13 protein-coding genes are annotated in these 14,801 nt (G+C 63.3%); 7 read left to right on the top strand and 6 right to left on the bottom strand.

Features of this window, described 5'->3' with window-relative positions:
- Window positions 1–315 precede the first annotated feature (315 nt).
- The gene (locus Q9K02_RS04085; RefSeq protein ID WP_305931740.1) at window positions 316–1,263 is read left to right on the top strand and encodes a retroviral-like aspartic protease family protein; all 948 of its coding nucleotides are present in this window, start codon (window positions 316–318) and stop codon (window positions 1,261–1,263) included.
- 23 nt (window positions 1,264–1,286) lie between these two features.
- Here Q9K02_RS04085 and nusG read toward each other — a convergent pair whose 3' ends face one another.
- Together nusG and secE are read right to left on the bottom strand one after the other, a co-directional pair.
- Entirely contained in the window at window positions 1,287–1,823 is a 537-nt protein-coding gene (nusG, locus tag Q9K02_RS04080; RefSeq protein ID WP_278327600.1) for a transcription termination/antitermination protein NusG, read from the bottom strand.
- Between the two features lie 32 nt (window positions 1,824–1,855).
- A complete protein-coding gene (gene secE / locus Q9K02_RS04075) occupies window positions 1,856–2,059 on the bottom strand; it encodes a preprotein translocase subunit SecE (RefSeq protein WP_278327601.1) in 204 nt (67 codons plus the stop codon).
- Between the two features lie 251 nt (window positions 2,060–2,310).
- Between secE and Q9K02_RS04070 the strand changes: the two genes are divergently transcribed.
- A complete protein-coding gene (locus Q9K02_RS04070; protein ID WP_305931739.1) occupies window positions 2,311–3,834 on the top strand; it encodes an alanine/glycine:cation symporter family protein in 1,524 nt (507 codons plus the stop codon).
- Between the two features lie 80 nt (window positions 3,835–3,914).
- Here Q9K02_RS04070 and Q9K02_RS04065 read toward each other — a convergent pair whose 3' ends face one another.
- The 3 genes from Q9K02_RS04065 to Q9K02_RS04055 are packed head-to-tail and all read right to left on the bottom strand — an operon-like array spanning window position 3,915 to window position 7,162.
- Window positions 3,915–4,070: a hypothetical protein gene (locus Q9K02_RS04065; RefSeq protein ID WP_278327603.1), complete on the bottom strand. Its 156-nt coding sequence runs from the start codon at window positions 4,068–4,070 to the stop codon at window positions 3,915–3,917.
- A 49-nt stretch (window positions 4,071–4,119) separates the two neighbouring features.
- Window positions 4,120–5,292, bottom strand: a complete 1,173-nt coding sequence (locus Q9K02_RS04060) for a glycosyltransferase family 87 protein (protein ID WP_305931738.1) — start codon at window positions 5,290–5,292, stop codon at window positions 4,120–4,122.
- A gap of 52 nt (window positions 5,293–5,344) precedes the next feature.
- Entirely contained in the window at window positions 5,345–7,162 is a 1,818-nt protein-coding gene (locus tag Q9K02_RS04055) for a DUF885 domain-containing protein (protein ID WP_305931737.1), read from the bottom strand.
- A 181-nt stretch (window positions 7,163–7,343) separates the two neighbouring features.
- Between Q9K02_RS04055 and Q9K02_RS04050 the strand changes: the two genes are divergently transcribed.
- Window positions 7,344–9,386, top strand: a complete 2,043-nt coding sequence (locus tag Q9K02_RS04050; RefSeq protein ID WP_305931736.1) for a S9 family peptidase — start codon at window positions 7,344–7,346, stop codon at window positions 9,384–9,386.
- A gap of 54 nt (window positions 9,387–9,440) precedes the next feature.
- On the opposite strand, the gene Q9K02_RS04045 is transcribed toward Q9K02_RS04050, so the two are convergent.
- On the bottom strand, window positions 9,441–10,334 hold the full coding sequence (locus Q9K02_RS04045; protein WP_305931735.1) for a MipA/OmpV family protein: 894 nt from the start codon (window positions 10,332–10,334) through the stop codon (window positions 9,441–9,443).
- Window positions 10,335–10,461: 127 nt separating this feature from the next.
- Here Q9K02_RS04045 and crtY point away from each other — a divergent pair, with 127 nt between their 5' ends.
- The 4 genes from crtY to Q9K02_RS04025 are packed head-to-tail and all read left to right on the top strand — an operon-like array spanning window position 10,462 to window position 14,778.
- Window positions 10,462–11,634 carry a lycopene beta-cyclase CrtY gene (gene crtY, locus Q9K02_RS04040; protein ID WP_305931734.1) on the top strand — a complete coding sequence of 391 codons (1,173 nt, stop codon included), beginning with the start codon at window positions 10,462–10,464 and terminating at the stop codon, window positions 11,632–11,634.
- Complete coding sequence (locus Q9K02_RS04035) at window positions 11,634–13,184, top strand: phytoene desaturase (RefSeq protein ID WP_305931733.1); 1,551 nt, start codon at window positions 11,634–11,636, stop codon at window positions 13,182–13,184. The genes crtY and Q9K02_RS04035 overlap by 1 nt, the downstream gene beginning before the upstream one ends.
- Window positions 13,181–13,762 (top strand): LOG family protein, encoded by a 582-nt coding sequence (locus Q9K02_RS04030; protein ID WP_305931732.1) that lies wholly within the window; start codon window positions 13,181–13,183, stop codon window positions 13,760–13,762. The genes Q9K02_RS04035 and Q9K02_RS04030 overlap by 4 nt, the downstream gene beginning before the upstream one ends.
- Window positions 13,759–14,778, top strand: coding sequence for a phytoene/squalene synthase family protein (locus Q9K02_RS04025; RefSeq protein ID WP_422785442.1), 1,020 nt, complete (start codon window positions 13,759–13,761; stop codon window positions 14,776–14,778). The genes Q9K02_RS04030 and Q9K02_RS04025 overlap by 4 nt, the downstream gene beginning before the upstream one ends.
- The last annotated feature ends 23 nt before the right edge of the window (window positions 14,779–14,801 follow it).

The raw sequence follows: 14,801 nt of genomic DNA, 5'->3' as shown, positions 1-14,801 counted from the left end.
GCAGTCCAGGGCGGAGAAACCAGCCATCTCGCAGACCGATCCAAAAGCCGGTTCGTTTCGTATTGCGAATACGCATGTCATGGTTTGCGGCGTAATGCATCGCGCCGGTGTAGGAAAACGTCCACACGACGTGCCGCGAGCGTCCGTGGACCCGTGTGGGACGGTGGTCGAGAGCTCCTGCACCGCCGCTCCATGATCTGATAGGCTCCACGAATGTCATCTCGCTCCATCAATCCTCTCGCTGCAGCTATGACGCTCGTGCTTGGCGCCCCCTTGGCCGCACAAGACAAGTCGCCCGATGATCAAGACTCGAGAATGCCCGATTTGCCGCCTGCGCAGTTCGACGAGAACCTGGCGATCGGGGGCGAGGACATCGAGGCGCGCAAACTGCGCAGTCGAATGACGGTGGAGGTGGAGGTCAACGGCAAAGGCCCATACAAATTCGTCGTCGACAGCGGGGCGGACACTTCAGCCATAGGCCAGATGCTGGCGGGTAAGCTTGCCCTGCCAGACGGCGCGCCGACGATGCTGCATGGCGTTACCGAGAGCAAGATGGTGGACCGCGCATGGATCGACGAACTTCGGCTCGGCCCGACGGTCACAACCGACCTCGAAGTACCTGTCCTAGACGAGCGCGACATGGGCGGCGATGGCATGATCGGCCTCGACGCGCTGGTGAACCAACGCCTGATGATTGACTTCGAGGAGCGCACGATCCGCGTCGATGACGATCTGGAAAGCGACCTCGAAAATGCCTCCGTCAGGGACGGGGTCATCATCGTCACCGGCCGGCTTCAGCGCGGCCAGCTGATCCTGACCGAGGTTTCGGCGAACCGCACCTCGGTCGATGCGGTGGTCGATACGGGATCGGAAGTGACCATCGGCAATCTGGCTCTGCGCGACGAACTGCTGAGGAAAAGGCGCGGCGGATTCCAGACGATCAAGGTAACCGGAGTCACCGGCAAGACCATTGCAATCGAGTTTGCCGTCATCCGCAATCTTAAACTCGGTCCGATCACGCTTCAGAACGTGCCCATCGCCTTTGCCGATATCCCGCCATTCGGTGTGTTCGGGCTTGAGGACGAGCCATCGCTTCTCCTCGGCACCGATTTGATGGAAACCTTCCGCCGCGTCTCGCTCGATTTCCGGGACCGCAAGGTGCGCTTCCAGCTGCGCAAATGCGAAAACGCCGCGCTGCGGATGCGTACGAGCCCTAACGCCTCGCGCGTCCGCGCTACGCAGGAAAGCGCATGCGCTCGTTGAAGTTCGAGCGCCGTCCGCTCGGATTACTTGACCAGTTCGACCTGCTCGAATTCCAGTTCCACCGGAGTGGCGCGGCCGAAGATCGAGACCGAGACCTTGACCTTTTGCTTGTCGAAATCGAGTTCCTCGACCAGCCCGTTGAAGCTGGCGAAGGGCCCGTCGAGCACCTTGACGTTGTCGCCGATCTCATAATCGACCGAAACCTGCTTCTTCGGCGCGGACTTGGCTTCTTCCACACCGCCGAAATAGCGCGCGGCTTCCTTGTCGGAAATCGCCTGCGGCTTGTTGTTGGTGCCGAGGAAGCCGGTCACCTTCGGGGTGTTCTTGACGAGGTGGTAGACATCGTCGGTCATGTTGAGCTTGGCCAGGACGTAGCCGGGCATGAACTTGCGTTCGACCTGCACCTTCTTGCCGCGCTTGATCTCGGTAACCGTTTCGGTCGGGACTTCGACCTCTTCCACGCCTTCGGACAGGCCCAGGCGCTCGGCCTCGGCGATGATCGAATCGCGGACCTTGTTCTCGAAGCCGGAATAGGCGTGGATGATGTACCAACGTGCCATGTGTCGAAATTACCCTGTCGGAAGAATGCTAATCAGGCGAGCGTCAGCAGCCAGCGCACCACGGCGCCGAACAGCGAATCGACGCCGAGGAAGAACAGCGAAAGGATCAGCGTCAGAATGCCCACGAAGATCGCCGTGCGCACGGTTTCCTCGCGCGTCGGCCATACGACCTTCTTGCCTTCGGTCTGCACCTGCCGGAGGAATTCCGCCGGACTGGTCTTCTGCTTGTCTGCCATCGCTCGCACTCTCGCGTAAAACTCGTCGCGCCTTCCGCCACGTCCCTTTCAGGTAGGGTCTCTCGCCGCCCCGGTTCAAGTCCGGGAGGGGCTTTTCGTGATCCCAATGTCGGAAGACGGAAGGGCGTTTAGGCTGTGCGCGGCCAAAAGGCAAGCGGTGGAAGGGCCGCACTTCCGGCCTTTTCAAGCGCGCGCTTCGGCCCTAGCCTCCGCGCTTTACCCATCCGGGTCGTATGAGGGGAATTCTTGCAATGGCAACCAGCCAGGCACCAGGTCTGGGCGAGCGGCTGATTCAGCCGGTCACCAACATATCCGACTTCATCTGGGGCGGTACGTGGAACGGGGCGGAAGTCCTGCCCTTCCCGCCCATGACCATCATCCTGCTGGGCATCGGCCTGTGGATCATGGTCGGCCTCAAGTTCTACCCCATCGTCAAGCTGGGCAGCGCCTTCAAGGGCCTGTTCGCCGGGCGCAAGAGCCAGGGTGCGGGTGAAATCTCGCCCTTCGCGGCGTTGTCGACGGCATTGTCGGGGCAGGTCGGCACCGGCAATCTCGCCGGTGTCGCCACCGCCATCGCCCTTGGTGGACCGGGCGCGATCTTCTGGATGTGGATCACTGCCCTGTTCGGCATGGCGCTGGCCTTCGCCGAGGGCTCGCTGGCCATCCGCTATCGCGAAACCACCAGCGACGGCGTGAAACGCGGCGGCCCGATGAGCTATATCATGATGGGCCTCGGCCCGAAGTTTACCTGGCTGGCGGTAATCTTCTGCCTCGGCACGCTGTTCTCGGCGCTCGTCACCGGCAATTCGATCCAGGCCAACGCGGTCGCCGACGGGCTCAACGAGCTCTTCGGGATCGAGGAATGGCTCGGCGGGCTGATCGTCGCGATCCTCGTGTTCATCGTCATCATCGGCGGCATCAAGTCGATCGGTAACGTGGCAGAGAAAGTCGTGCCCTTCATGGCCGCCGCCTATATCGTGATGGCAGCAATCGCGCTGATCCTGAACTTCGGCGACCTGCCGGAAACGTTCAGCCGCATTTTCAACGGTGCGTTCAATCCGCAAGCGGCGAGCGGCGGCTTCGTGGGTGCTGCGATCATCCTGGCCATCCGGGCCGGTGTTGCGCGCGGCCTCTTCTCCAACGAGGCGGGCCAGGGCTCGACGGCCATTGCCCATGCCGTGGCGCAAACGGACGATCCGGAGACGCAGGGCCGCATGGCGATGCTCGGGACCTTCATCGACACCATCGTGATCTGCACCATGACGGCTCTGGTCATCCTCACCGTGCGTGGCGATTTCACCGCGGCGGGCGAGCCGGTGCTGCATGCCTGGCAATCCGACCGGGTCGGCTTCGAGATGACCAGCGGAGCTTTCGCGGCTGCCTTCCCGCTCGAAATCGCGAGCATTCCTATCGGGACGCTGGTGGCGTCGATCGCGCTGATCCTCTTCGTCTTCACCACGCTGCTGACGTGGAGCTACTACGGAGAGCGGGCGATCACTTTCCTCTATGACCGGATGAAGGGCTCGACGCGGTCGGGCGAGCGCAAGCTGCATATGGCATGGCGCGTGCTCTGGTGCGTGGTCATCTGGCTGGGTGCGGCTCAACCGAGCGAGCTGGTCTGGCGCTTGGGCGACATCTCGAACGCCGCGATGGCGCTGCCCAACCTATTGGCGCTCGCGCTGCTCTCGGGCGTCGTGTTCAAGCTGGCCAAGGGCGACCGCACGGCGGGCAAGGACCATCACGCCGCGACACCGGAGGAGCCCGAGGAGTACTGACGGGCTTCGTCAGGTAGCGGCAAAGAAAAAGGGGCCGGGAGTGGACGTTACTCCCGGCCCCTTATCCTTTGACTGAACCCTCAGCGCCGACCGAACAGACGGGCAAGGAAGCCCGGCTCTTCGCTCTCCATCGGAAGGATCTTGCCATAGGTCTGAAAGCGAGCGGAACTGTCGCTGACGGGCTTCGGCTTCACCCACCGATCGGGGCGGCTACTGTGGAAGGACATGCTCGACATGGGCTAACCTCATGAAATGCTTTCCCTCCGTCCTAGTGGGTATGAACACCTATCGGGCGGATCGGGTTCCCGCATGGTCTGCAGCCGCCCTGCTCCACACCAGCCATAACAGGACAAGCGCGGCGAGCGGCATCAGGTTGATACCGAGCGGCAGGGCCGCCGCGCGCGTCGCATACGGCGCGAACCAAAGCGCGACGAGCGCGAGCTTTTCGTAGGGGCGGAAGCCGTCCCGCAGTCCCCGGTCGACCAGCCACAGGGTCGGATAGATCAGGAAGGGCAGGTCGTAATTGAACAGATAGGGCGAGGCGAGCGCCGTCGCCGCCAACGCTGTCGCAGCGATCGCCGATGGATCTTCGCGAAAGCGCCTCGCCGACAGTACCGTCGCAGCCAGCGCGAGTGAGAACGAAAGCCCGCCTGCAATCGCAGCCGCCGTATCTCCCGCGAGCAGACGGGTCTGCGAGTAGAAGGTCGTCATCCGCAGCAGGAAATCGCGATTGACGCCCTCCATCAGCGCAGCGCTCGCTTCCCAGCTGGTCGTATAGGCCAGCAGGGTCTGGGCGCCGAATACGGCCCAGGAAAGCAGGACGAGGCCCACAGCCGTGGCGCCTGCCGCGATGAATGCGCTCCACCGACCGCTGGCTGCGAACCAGAATGGCGCGAGAACTGCGAGATGCGGCTTGATGACGAGAGCGCCGATCGCCGCTCCCGACCACACGTGGCGGTGAGTGAAAGCGTGCGCCGCCAGCACCAGTAGCGCGCCGGTCAGCAGGCCGGTCTGAGCATGGCCCGCCGCAATGAGTGCTCCCGGATAAACCAAGACCAGCGGCCACAGCTTCGGAAAGGCGCGAATGCCGGCCCAAGCCCAGAGCGCATAGGTGATTGCGACCCATACCAGCCACGCGACGGGAAACGGTAAGGCTCCGAAAGGTGCTACGGCGAAGAGAAAGGGCGGCGGATTGACGAAGGCGAACCAGCCTTCGCTGCCGGTGCCGGTTTGTATCCGCTGCTGGACCGCCAGATCGTAAGCCGAGGCAGGATCGCCCTGCACAATCACATTCCCTGCTCCCCAGAATGCAAGGAAGTCCGTACCTTCCACGCCCATCGCCTTGACGAAACTGTTCGCAAGTAGCGCCAGCGAGGCCAGCCCCAGGAGCAGCGCGTAGCCGCGCACGCGCTGGCCGGTCAGCCAGTGCGCGTCGCGGAAGAAAGAGCGGGCGTCCATGAAACCCGCTTAATCGGCGCGGTTTCATGGCGCCAGATGGCCCTGAGCGCTTTTACCCGCCGCCGTTGGCGATCCAGCGGTCGATCTTGGATTCCAGCACGGGCAGCGGCAAGCCGCCTGTGTTGAGGACCTGCGCGTGGAAATCCTTGATATCGAAGCGATTGCCGAGCTGCTGCTTCGCGCGGTCACGCAGCTCCTGTATTTTAAGCGCGCCGATCTTGTAGGCCAGCGCCTGGCTCGGGATGGCGATATAGCGGTCGACCTCGTTCTCGACCTCGGTGCGCGTCATGCCCGAATTATCGAGCATGAAGTTGATCGCCTGGTCGCGCGTCCAGCCCTTCGAATGGATGCCGGTGTCGACCACCAGCCGCATGGCGCGCAGCTGCTCGTCCTGCAGCGTGCCGTAACGCGCCCATGGGTCGTCGAAGAGGCCCATGTCGTAGCCCAGCGTTTCAGAGTAAAGCGCCCAGCCCTCGACGAAGGCCGTGGTGCCGCCGAAGCGCATGAAGGCCGGCAGGTCGGTATTCTCCTGCGCAAGGCTGATCTGGAAGTGATGCCCCGGCGCGCCCTCGTGAAGATAGAGCGTCACGTTGCCGGTGGTGAGGCGGCTCGGCAGGTCGTAGGCGTTGAAATAGAAAGTGCCGGGCCGCGAGCCGTCCGGCGCGCCGGACTGGTACGAGCCACCCGCGGAATACCGCTCGATCGACACATCGTAAGGCTCGATCTTAAGTTCCGACTTCGGCAGCAGCGAGAAGTAGTCGCCGATCTTGCCGTCGACGATTTCGCCGATGCGATAGAAGTCCTGCGTCAGCCATTCGCGGCTTTCCGGCTTGAACTGCTCGTCGGTGCGGACGTAATCGAAGAACTCGTTGAGCGTGCCTTCGAAGCCGACTTCGGCCTGCAGCGCTTCGAGGGAACCCTTGATCCGCGTCACCTCGCTGAGTCCGAGATTGTGGATGTAATCCGCCTCCAGCGGCAAGGTCGTGGTCTGCTCGATCAGCTGGGCATAGAGCTTCTCGCCGCCCTGCATCTGGCTGAGGCCGATGGTGTCGCGGGCCGCGGGCAAATATTCGTCGCGCAGGAAATCGCGCACCCGCTCGTGCGCGGCGTTGATCTCGCGCGTTTTTGCTTCGTAAGCGGCCGTCAGACGAGCCTTGTCGGCGTCGGAGAACTCCTCGGGGAAGTTCTGCACCGGGCCCATGAATTGCGATTCGGCCAGCGGCACCGCCAGCAGCGTATCGAGCTGTTCGATCACGCGGCCGATGGTGAGCTTGGTTTCCAGCACGCCGCTTTCCATCCCTTCGCGCGACCGCTCGATCGCGCGGTCGCTGATGGCGATGTAATCGTCATGACGGCTGAGATTGTCCTCGTAGTTTGCGAGGGTCTTGAACTGCGCAGCGCCATTGCCGCTGGCGAAATTGGGGTAGAAGGTGTGGAAACCGAAGAAGTGATTGATCGGCCGCACTTCGGTCAGCGCGCGGATCTCGTCGGTCTGGCCGCGTAGAGCCGTTTCCTGCTGATATTTGAAAACATCGTAGGCCATTTGGTCGGTCGGCGCGAGCTTGCTGCGGTCGATCTGGTCGAGCAGCGCAAGATTGAGCTGACTGTCGAGCCGCGAGGCGTAGAAACTGGAGTCAGTCAGGTAGTCTCCGAGCCGGTCGGCATTCGTGTCGTCGCCACGGAACAGCCGACTGAGGGGTTCCAGCTCGAGACTGCGCGCATCCGCTTCTGCGAAAAGTTCGAACAGCCGGTCGCGCTCGGTAGTCTGTCCTGTCGTAACAGTGGCATCCTGCGCCAGCGCTGCACCAGGATGGGCGACAACGAGGGAGAAGGCGGTAGCGGCTAGGAGGGCCCTGCGGAAACTGGTCATATCGATCCCCTGAAATTCGTGTGTTGTCGGCCTATGACACGGGATAGATCGACTCAAGCGAAGATGCAGACGACCGTCGCCCCATGCTCGACGAACGGCATGGCGCACTCGCGCATCATTTGCCCTTCGCGCGATGGTCGCTATGAAGCGCCCAACCGTTCTTTTCGAGAGAGGAATTTCGATGATCCTTCGCGCCGCGACTACTGCTGCAACCCTTCTGGCCACCGCATCGCTTGCTGCGCAGGCGCAGGCCCGGCCGATGACGCCGGAAGACGTCGCCAAGCTGGAAAGCGTGGGTACGATCGCCGTCTCCCCCGATGGCAGCCGTGTGGCATACACCACCGCCAGCCTGCCCGACGTGACCGAGGGCGAGGACAACGGTTCGACCAGCCTCCGGCTCAGCATGGCGTACGGCCCGAACAATGCCCGCGAATTCCTGCCCGATGACATCAGCGCCTCGTCGATAGCGTTCTCGCCCGACGGGCGGATGGTCAGCTTCGTCTGGGCCGATGAGGACGAGGACCGCGCGGTCTGGGGCATTCCGGTCGATGGCGGCGCGCAGCGCAAGCTCGCCGCGGTCGATGGCGCGGATGTCCGCGCCTACGCCTGGGCCCCGGATGGCTCGCGCATATGGCTACTGGCCGGTGCCGAAGAAGACACTGCTCGCGAAAAGGAAGCCAAGGCCGGCTTCAACGCCATCGTCTATGAGGAAGAAGCCCGTCTCAACCGTCTGTTCGCCGCAAATGTCGGCGGGGAAGTGGACGCCGATCCGCGCGCCGTTACAATTCCCGGTTATGTAAGCGCCTTCCGCGTCGCGCCCAATGGCCGCACGGCGGTGGTCGACAGCGCGCCGACGCCGCAGATCGACGATGCCTATACATCCAAGCGCGCTCATGTGCTCGATCTGACGAACGGCCGGGTCCTGCGCGTGATTGAAACGCCAGGTAAGCTGGGAGACATCGAGGTGTCGCCCGATGGTCGGCAGCTATCGATGATCGCCGGCGTCGATATGAACGACCCTGCGGATACGACGCTCCACCTCGTCGATCTTGCCAGCGGCCAGTATCGCGCGCTCAATGCAGGCGCGCCGGAGGCCGCCGTCGATGCGGCATGGCTCGCCGACGGTCGCCTGGCCGCAGTGATCCACAAGGGCGCGGAGAGCGCGCTGCGCATGTACAATGCCGATGGCAGCGTTGCCGAAGAACATGAGGGCGGCGACCTGCTGCTCTCAAGCCTCGAGACGGGCGGCGGCACGATCGCAGTCGAAGCCAGCAGCGCGCGGCACCCGACCGAATTGTTCGTCTGGTCCAACGGCGCTTTCCAGCGCTGGACGACGCACAACCCCTGGCTCTCGGAAATCGACTTCGGCAACCAGCGCACGATGACCTTCACGGCGCGTGACGGCCAGCAGGTAGAAGGCGTATTGATCGAGCCTGTCGGCGGCGTTCCGCGCGGCGGCGCCCCGCTGATCCTCGACGTGCACGGCGGACCGGAAGCCCACGAATCCGATGGCTGGAATACAAGCTACAGTGGCCCGGGCCAGGTTGCTGCCGGACAGGGGTATGCCGTATTCCTGCCGAACTATCGCGGCTCCACCGGTTACGGCACGGCCTTTTCCAAGCAGCACACCGGGAATTACACCGATCCCGAATTCACCGATCTCGTCGATGCCAAGCGCGCGCTGGTAGAGGCCGGGATTGCCGATGCCGACCGCGTCGGGGTAACCGGCGGATCGTATGGCGGCTATGCTACGGCATGGTCATCGACTGCCTTGTCGGACGAATTTGCCGCCGGTGTGATGTTCGTCGGCATTTCCAACCAGATCAGCAAGTTCGGCACGACCGACATCCCGTACGAGATGTACAACGTGCATTCCGGCAAATGGCCGTGGGACGATTGGCAGGGGATGCTTGAAGTCAGCCCGATCTACCATGTCGACAAGGCCAACACGCCCCTGCTGATTTTACACGGCGAGGAAGACACGCGCGTCTCGCCCAGCCAGAGCTACGAGCTCTATCGTTCGATGAAAGTGCGCAAGCCCGATGTGCCGGTACGCCTCGTGCTCTATCCGGGCGAGGGACACGGCAACCAGAAGGCCGCCGCGCGCTACGACTACAACCTGCGGATGATGCGCTGGTTCGATACCTATCTGAAGACCGGCGATCGCGACGCGGAAATGCCCAGTCCGCGACCGACGCTGGAGATAGCCGAAGACGAAGGCTGATATGAAAAAGGGCGGCTCTCGGGCCGCCCTTTGATTTTGTCGGGTTGAGAAACCTCAGAAAGTGTAGCCGATCCCTGCTGCGACCATGAACTGGTCGGCGCTTCCGCGAATGCTGGTGAACGGGCTGTTCTTCGCATCGCCGAGCAGCCGCGAGTAGCTCGCCAGCCCGATCAGGGCGAGGCCGCCATCGGTCACATCGCCGTTGAGGTCGAAGGCCAGGAGCACATTGGTCCCGATACTTTCGAAACCGCCCTCCGCCTGAAAGAGCGGCAGGGCGTCCGGATCGGGAACCAGCGTATTGAGCGGCGCGACCGAGTAGTAATAATCTGCGTAGTCATCGTCGATATGGTTCGCACTCACCGAAAGTGAGGCAGCGATACCGCGGCTGAGAGGCGTGAAATAAGTTAGGCTCGGGCTGATCGTGCGACCGCTATGGGCACCGTTGATATCCCACACTGCGTCGAGATTGACGCTTACACTGTCGTAAGGGTTGAGCACGCCGGGAAAGGATACGCCGACGCTCGGGCCGACTTCGATCGCCGTGTCCAGCTCGCCATAGCGGGCGACGACTTCGTCCTTGATGTCGTCGATATCGACCCGGTCGCGATTGAGCTTGATCATCGGCCCCGCCGAGAACGACACGCCTTCATCGGCATCGGGGACGAAATCGAGCGCGATGCCCGCGGGCCGCGGGTTGATGTCCACTCCGCCTAACGAGCCCTGTACGATCGGCAAGACGAAGGCGGTGTAGTCGTCCGAGCCGGAATAGCTCGGCCCGTAAGCGACGCCGACACCGACGCTGACAAAATCGCCATCGAATACGGTTGCCTCGACTGCATTTTCTTCCGGAGCACTTGCGGCAACGCCCGGCTCCCCCTGGTCCTGTGCGCTGGCAACGGATGCGGAAAATGCTGCGCCGAGTGCGGCGGCGATGGCTAGTTTGTTCATGGATACCCTCACTTCGTCTTTCGCCTCAAACGGCTTGGCGCGCATCGCGTTCCACTGTCGCATAACGGATAGCCGCATTGCCGCCGGAGCGCGAACTGCCTAAGCCCTGCAACCGATGGACGGGCGCATGATCGATATGGCAATAGTGGGCGGGGGGCTCGCCGGCGGGCTGATCGCGCTCGCCGTACATCGCGTCCATCCGGAAATGCGCCTCGCCCTGTTCGAGAGCGGCGATGTGTTCGGCGGAAATCACCGCTGGAGCTGGTTCGACAGCGATCTCGACGCCGCCGGCAAGGCTTTGCTGGCAAACTGCCGCCAGGTCGAATGGGATCGGGGATACGAGGTCTATTTCCCCGACATCGCCCGGACGCTCACATCGACCTATCACTCCATCGCGAGCCGGGATTTCGATTCCAATCTGCGGCGCGAACTGCCGCAGGAATCGATGCGCCTGCTCAGCCCGGTGGCTGACATGGCGCCTGATGGCGTGTTGCTGGAAAGCGGCGAGCATGTTCCGGCGCGCGTTGTCATTGATTGCCGCAATGCCGCACCCTCGCCGCATCTGCGCGGCGGATGGCAGGTTTTCATGGGTCGCCATATCAAACTGCCCGCCGCGCACGGGATGCAGCGCCCGATCGTGATGGACGCCCGTGTTCGCCAGCACAGCGCCTATCGCTTCGTCTACACTCTCCCGCTGGGCGCGCAGGATCTCTTCGTCGAGGATACCTACTATGCCGACAGCCCGGTTCTTGATCGCAGCGCCCTTTCACGCAGGATCGACGACTATTGCCGCGAGCACGGTTGGGAGGGAGAGATCGTCGGCGGCGAAACCGGGGTCCTGCCGGTCATTACCGGAGGCGATTTTGCCGCCTATCGGCGCGACATCGGGCCGCCCGGCATCGTCCGCGCCGGCGCACGCGGCGGCTTCGTGCACCCCTTGACCAGCTATACCTTGCCCTTCGCAGTCGACAACGCATTGGCAATTGCCCGCGAGGCTACCCTGCCCGGCGAGCAGCTCGCGGCATTGATCGACAAACGCGCCCGCGATCACTGGCGCGCAACCAGCTTCTATCGGGCCCTCGGCCGTATGCTGTTCCAGGGTGCGCAGCCGGAGGAACGCTTCCGCATATTCGCGCATTTCTATCGATTGCCGGAGCCACTCGTGGAGCGTTTCTATGCGGGCCACTCCACTCTGGCAGACAAGGCACGCGTATTGATCGGCAAGCCGCCGATACCCATACCGGCGGCAATCGGCGCCTTGCTTGGCAAGGGCGCTCCGCTGGTCCAAAAGGGATCCTGATGAACGCCGAAACGAACACACCGCCCACCGCCACCGGTGAAACCACCGTTGCGGGTGTGCCTGCGACCGGGAAGACGGCCTGCGTCGTCGGTTCCGGCTTCGGCGGACTCGCCCTTGCCATTCGCCTGCAGTCCGCCGGTATACAGACGACCGTGATCGAGGGTCGCGACAAACCTGGTGGCCGTGCGTATTACTGGGAGAAGGAGGGCTTCACCTTCGATGCCGGCCCGACCGTCATCACCGATCCCGATTGCCTGCGCGAGCTATGGGCGCTGACGGGGCACGACATGGTGCAAGACGTCGAGATCATGCCGGTCATGCCGTTCTACCGGCTGAACTGGCCCGACGGCACGAATTTCGACTATTCCAACGACGAAGAGCAGCTGTTTGCCGAAATAGCGCAGCTCAACCCGTCGGACGTCGCCGGATACCAGCGCTTCCTCGATTATTCGGAGGCCGTCTATCAGGAAGGCTACGTCAAGCTGGGGCACAAGCCCTTCCTCGACTTCAAGTCGATGCTAAAGGCTGCCCCTGCCCTTGCGAAGCAGCAGGCCTGGCGCAGCGTCTATTCGATGGTGTCGAGCTATGTCGAGAACGAGAAGCTTCGCGAGGCGCTGAGTTTCCACACGCTGCTGGTCGGCGGAAACCCGATGAAGACCAGCAGCATCTACGCGCTGATCCACAAGCTGGAGAAAGACGGCGGGGTCTGGTGGGCCAAGGGCGGCACCAACCGGCTGGTCGCAGGAATGATCCGTCATTTCGAACGCATCGGCGGCACGATGCGCGTCGGCGATCCGGTGGTGCAAGTGCATACGCTTGGGACGAAGGCGACCGAGGTCGAAACCGCGTCCGGTTGGCGCGAGCGCTTCGATGCCGTGGCCAGCAATGCGGACATCGTCCACAGCTATCGCAATCTGCTGTCGGATTCCAAACGCGGCAAGTCCTATGCCGGAAAGTTGGCGCGCAAGAAATTCAGCCCCAGCCTGTTCGTGGTTCACTTCGGGATCGAGGGCACTTGGCCCGGCATCCCGCACCACATGATCCTGTTCGGCCCGCGCTATAAGGGCCTGCTGGAGGACATTTACGATCACGGCGTGCTGCCGGAGGATTTCTCGATCTACCTGCACCACCCCAGCGTCAGCGATCCATCGATGGCGCCCGAGGGCATGAGCACCTTCTACGCGCTGGTTCCGGTCGCCCACATGGGCAAGCTGGCGGTCGACTGGGACGAGATGGGCCCGATCCTCGAGAAACGCATCCTCGACGAGATCGAGCGCCGCCTGATCCCCGACATCCATTCGCGCATCAAGACCAAGTTCCACTATGCGCCGAAGGATTTCGCCAGCGATCTCAACGCCCATATGGGCAGTGCGTTCAGCCTGGAACCCGTGCTGACCCAGAGCGCCTTCTTCCGCGGCCACAACCGCGACGACGTGATCGACAACTTCTACCTCGTCGGCGCGGGCACGCATCCGGGCGCAGGCATCCCCGGCGTGGTCGGCAGCGCCAAGGCGACGGCGGGCTTGATGGTCGAGGATCTGGTCGAGTGAATCGTCTCGCTGTCTATTGCGGTTCGGCCTCGCCCGAAGATCCGCGCTATATCCAGCTCGCCTACGATATCGGCGCAGGGCTGGCGGAGCGCGGCATCGGCGTCGTCTATGGCGGCGGGCGGCTCGGCCTGATGGGCGCGGTCGCGCGCGGCGCGCTGGAGGCGGATGGCGAGGTAATTGGCGTGATCCCCGAGGCGCTCGCCAATTCCGAAGTCGCCAACCACGATTGCACCGAACTCTACACGGTCGGCGGCATGCACGAACGCAAGCAGCGCTTCACCGATCTCTCGGACGGTTTCGTCACCATTCCCGGCGGGGTCGGCACGATGGATGAGTTGTGGGAAGCAATGAGCTGGGCGCAGCTCGGCTATCACCAGAAGCCGGTCGGCCTGCTCAATGCCTTCGGCTTCTATGACGACCTCATCGCCTTCAATCGCCGGATGGCCGAGGTCGGCTTCGTGCGCCCCGCTCACCAGAACATCCTGATCGCCGACGACAATCTCGGCGGGCTGTTAAAGAAAATGGCAAGCTACGAGGCGCATACGCCGATCTTCCAGATGAAGGCAGACGACCTCTGAGCACGCCCCGCCCACTGACGACCAGCAAGATTCGCGCGACACCGACGCGCGCCGGTGGCGGACGCGACCGGCGCAATCTCATCGCGCGCGCCAAGGAAGCGATCGAGGAAGGCTCGCAGAGCTTCGCCGCCGCCAGCAAGCTGTTCGACCGCGACACGCGCGAGCGCAGCTGGCTGCTCTACACCTGGTGCCGCCGCTGCGACGATATTGCCGACAATCAGGACAAGGGCGGCCCTCTGGGCGATCAGGGCGACTTGAAGAGCGCCGAAGACCGAGTGCAGGCGATCCGCGTGCTGACCAAACGCGCGCTGGACGAGCAGCCGACTGCCGATTTCGCTTTCGATTCCTTCGGCATGGTGGCCGACGAAACCGGCCTCACCTGGGACATGGCCAACGACATGATCGGCGGCTTCGCGCTCGATGCCACGCGCTGGCAGCCGGCGACCGAGGCAGACATGATGCGCTATTGCTATCACGTCGCCGGATCGGTCGGGATCATGATGGCGGTGATCATGGGCGTCAGCAAGGACGACGGCGAGACACTGGACCGCGCCTGCGACCTCGGCCTTGCTTTCCAGATCGCCAATATCGCGCGCGACATCGTCGAGGATGCCGATGCCGGGCGTTGTTATCTGCCGAAGACTTGGCTCGACGAGATGGGCTGGGAAGCGGGCGAACATGCCCTGCCGGAAAACCGCTTCCGCCTCGCCAGCCTGATGCCGCGCCTGATCGCGCTGATGGAGAAGCACGAGGAAGCGTCCAAGCTCGGCGCGAAGAAGCTGCGCTTCCGGCAGCGCTGGGCGGTGCTGGCTGCGGCCAATATCTACGGCGCGATCGGGCGCAAGGTGCTGAACCGCGGGCAGCTGGCCTGGGACAGGCGCACGCGAGTGAGCGGGCTCGAAAAGAGCTGGCACGTCGCGAGCGCTTTCTTCGAGGCCCTGTGGAACCGCCCCACCCAGCCGCGCGAGCCGATCCTGTGGAGCCGCCACGATTTCCGCCCCGTCGCTGGGTGGTAGCTTGAACGGGCGCGACGCTACGG

It is taken from the genome of Qipengyuania profundimaris, from assembly GCF_030717945.1.
Lineage (GTDB): Bacteria > Pseudomonadota > Alphaproteobacteria > Sphingomonadales > Sphingomonadaceae > Qipengyuania > Qipengyuania profundimaris.
This window is presented reverse-complemented; position numbering and strand designations above follow the sequence as displayed.

Bases quoted from the DNA above. Each gene is read 5' to 3' on its own strand.
- Q9K02_RS04070 (WP_305931739.1), top strand. From the start codon at position 2,311: ATGGCAACCAGCCAGGCACCAGGTCTGGGCGAGCGGCTGATTCAGCCG.
- secE (WP_278327601.1), bottom strand. From the start codon at position 2,059: ATGGCAGACAAGCAGAAGACCAGTCCGGCGGAATTCCTCCGGCAGGTG.
- Q9K02_RS04055 (WP_305931737.1), bottom strand. From the start codon at position 7,162: ATGACCAGTTTCCGCAGGGCCCTCCTAGCCGCTACCGCCTTCTCCCTC.
- crtY (WP_305931734.1), top strand. From the start codon at position 10,462: ATGATCGATATGGCAATAGTGGGCGGGGGGCTCGCCGGCGGGCTGATC.
- Q9K02_RS04085 (WP_305931740.1), top strand. From the start codon at position 316: ATGCCCGATTTGCCGCCTGCGCAGTTCGACGAGAACCTGGCGATCGGG.
- Q9K02_RS04035 (WP_305931733.1), top strand. From the start codon at position 11,634: ATGAACGCCGAAACGAACACACCGCCCACCGCCACCGGTGAAACCACC.
- Q9K02_RS04060 (WP_305931738.1), bottom strand. From the start codon at position 5,292: ATGGACGCCCGCTCTTTCTTCCGCGACGCGCACTGGCTGACCGGCCAG.
- Q9K02_RS04050 (WP_305931736.1), top strand. From the start codon at position 7,344: ATGATCCTTCGCGCCGCGACTACTGCTGCAACCCTTCTGGCCACCGCA.
- nusG (WP_278327600.1), bottom strand. From the start codon at position 1,823: ATGGCACGTTGGTACATCATCCACGCCTATTCCGGCTTCGAGAACAAG.
- Q9K02_RS04065 (WP_278327603.1), bottom strand. From the start codon at position 4,070: ATGTCGAGCATGTCCTTCCACAGTAGCCGCCCCGATCGGTGGGTGAAG.
- Q9K02_RS04045 (WP_305931735.1), bottom strand. From the start codon at position 10,334: ATGAACAAACTAGCCATCGCCGCCGCACTCGGCGCAGCATTTTCCGCA.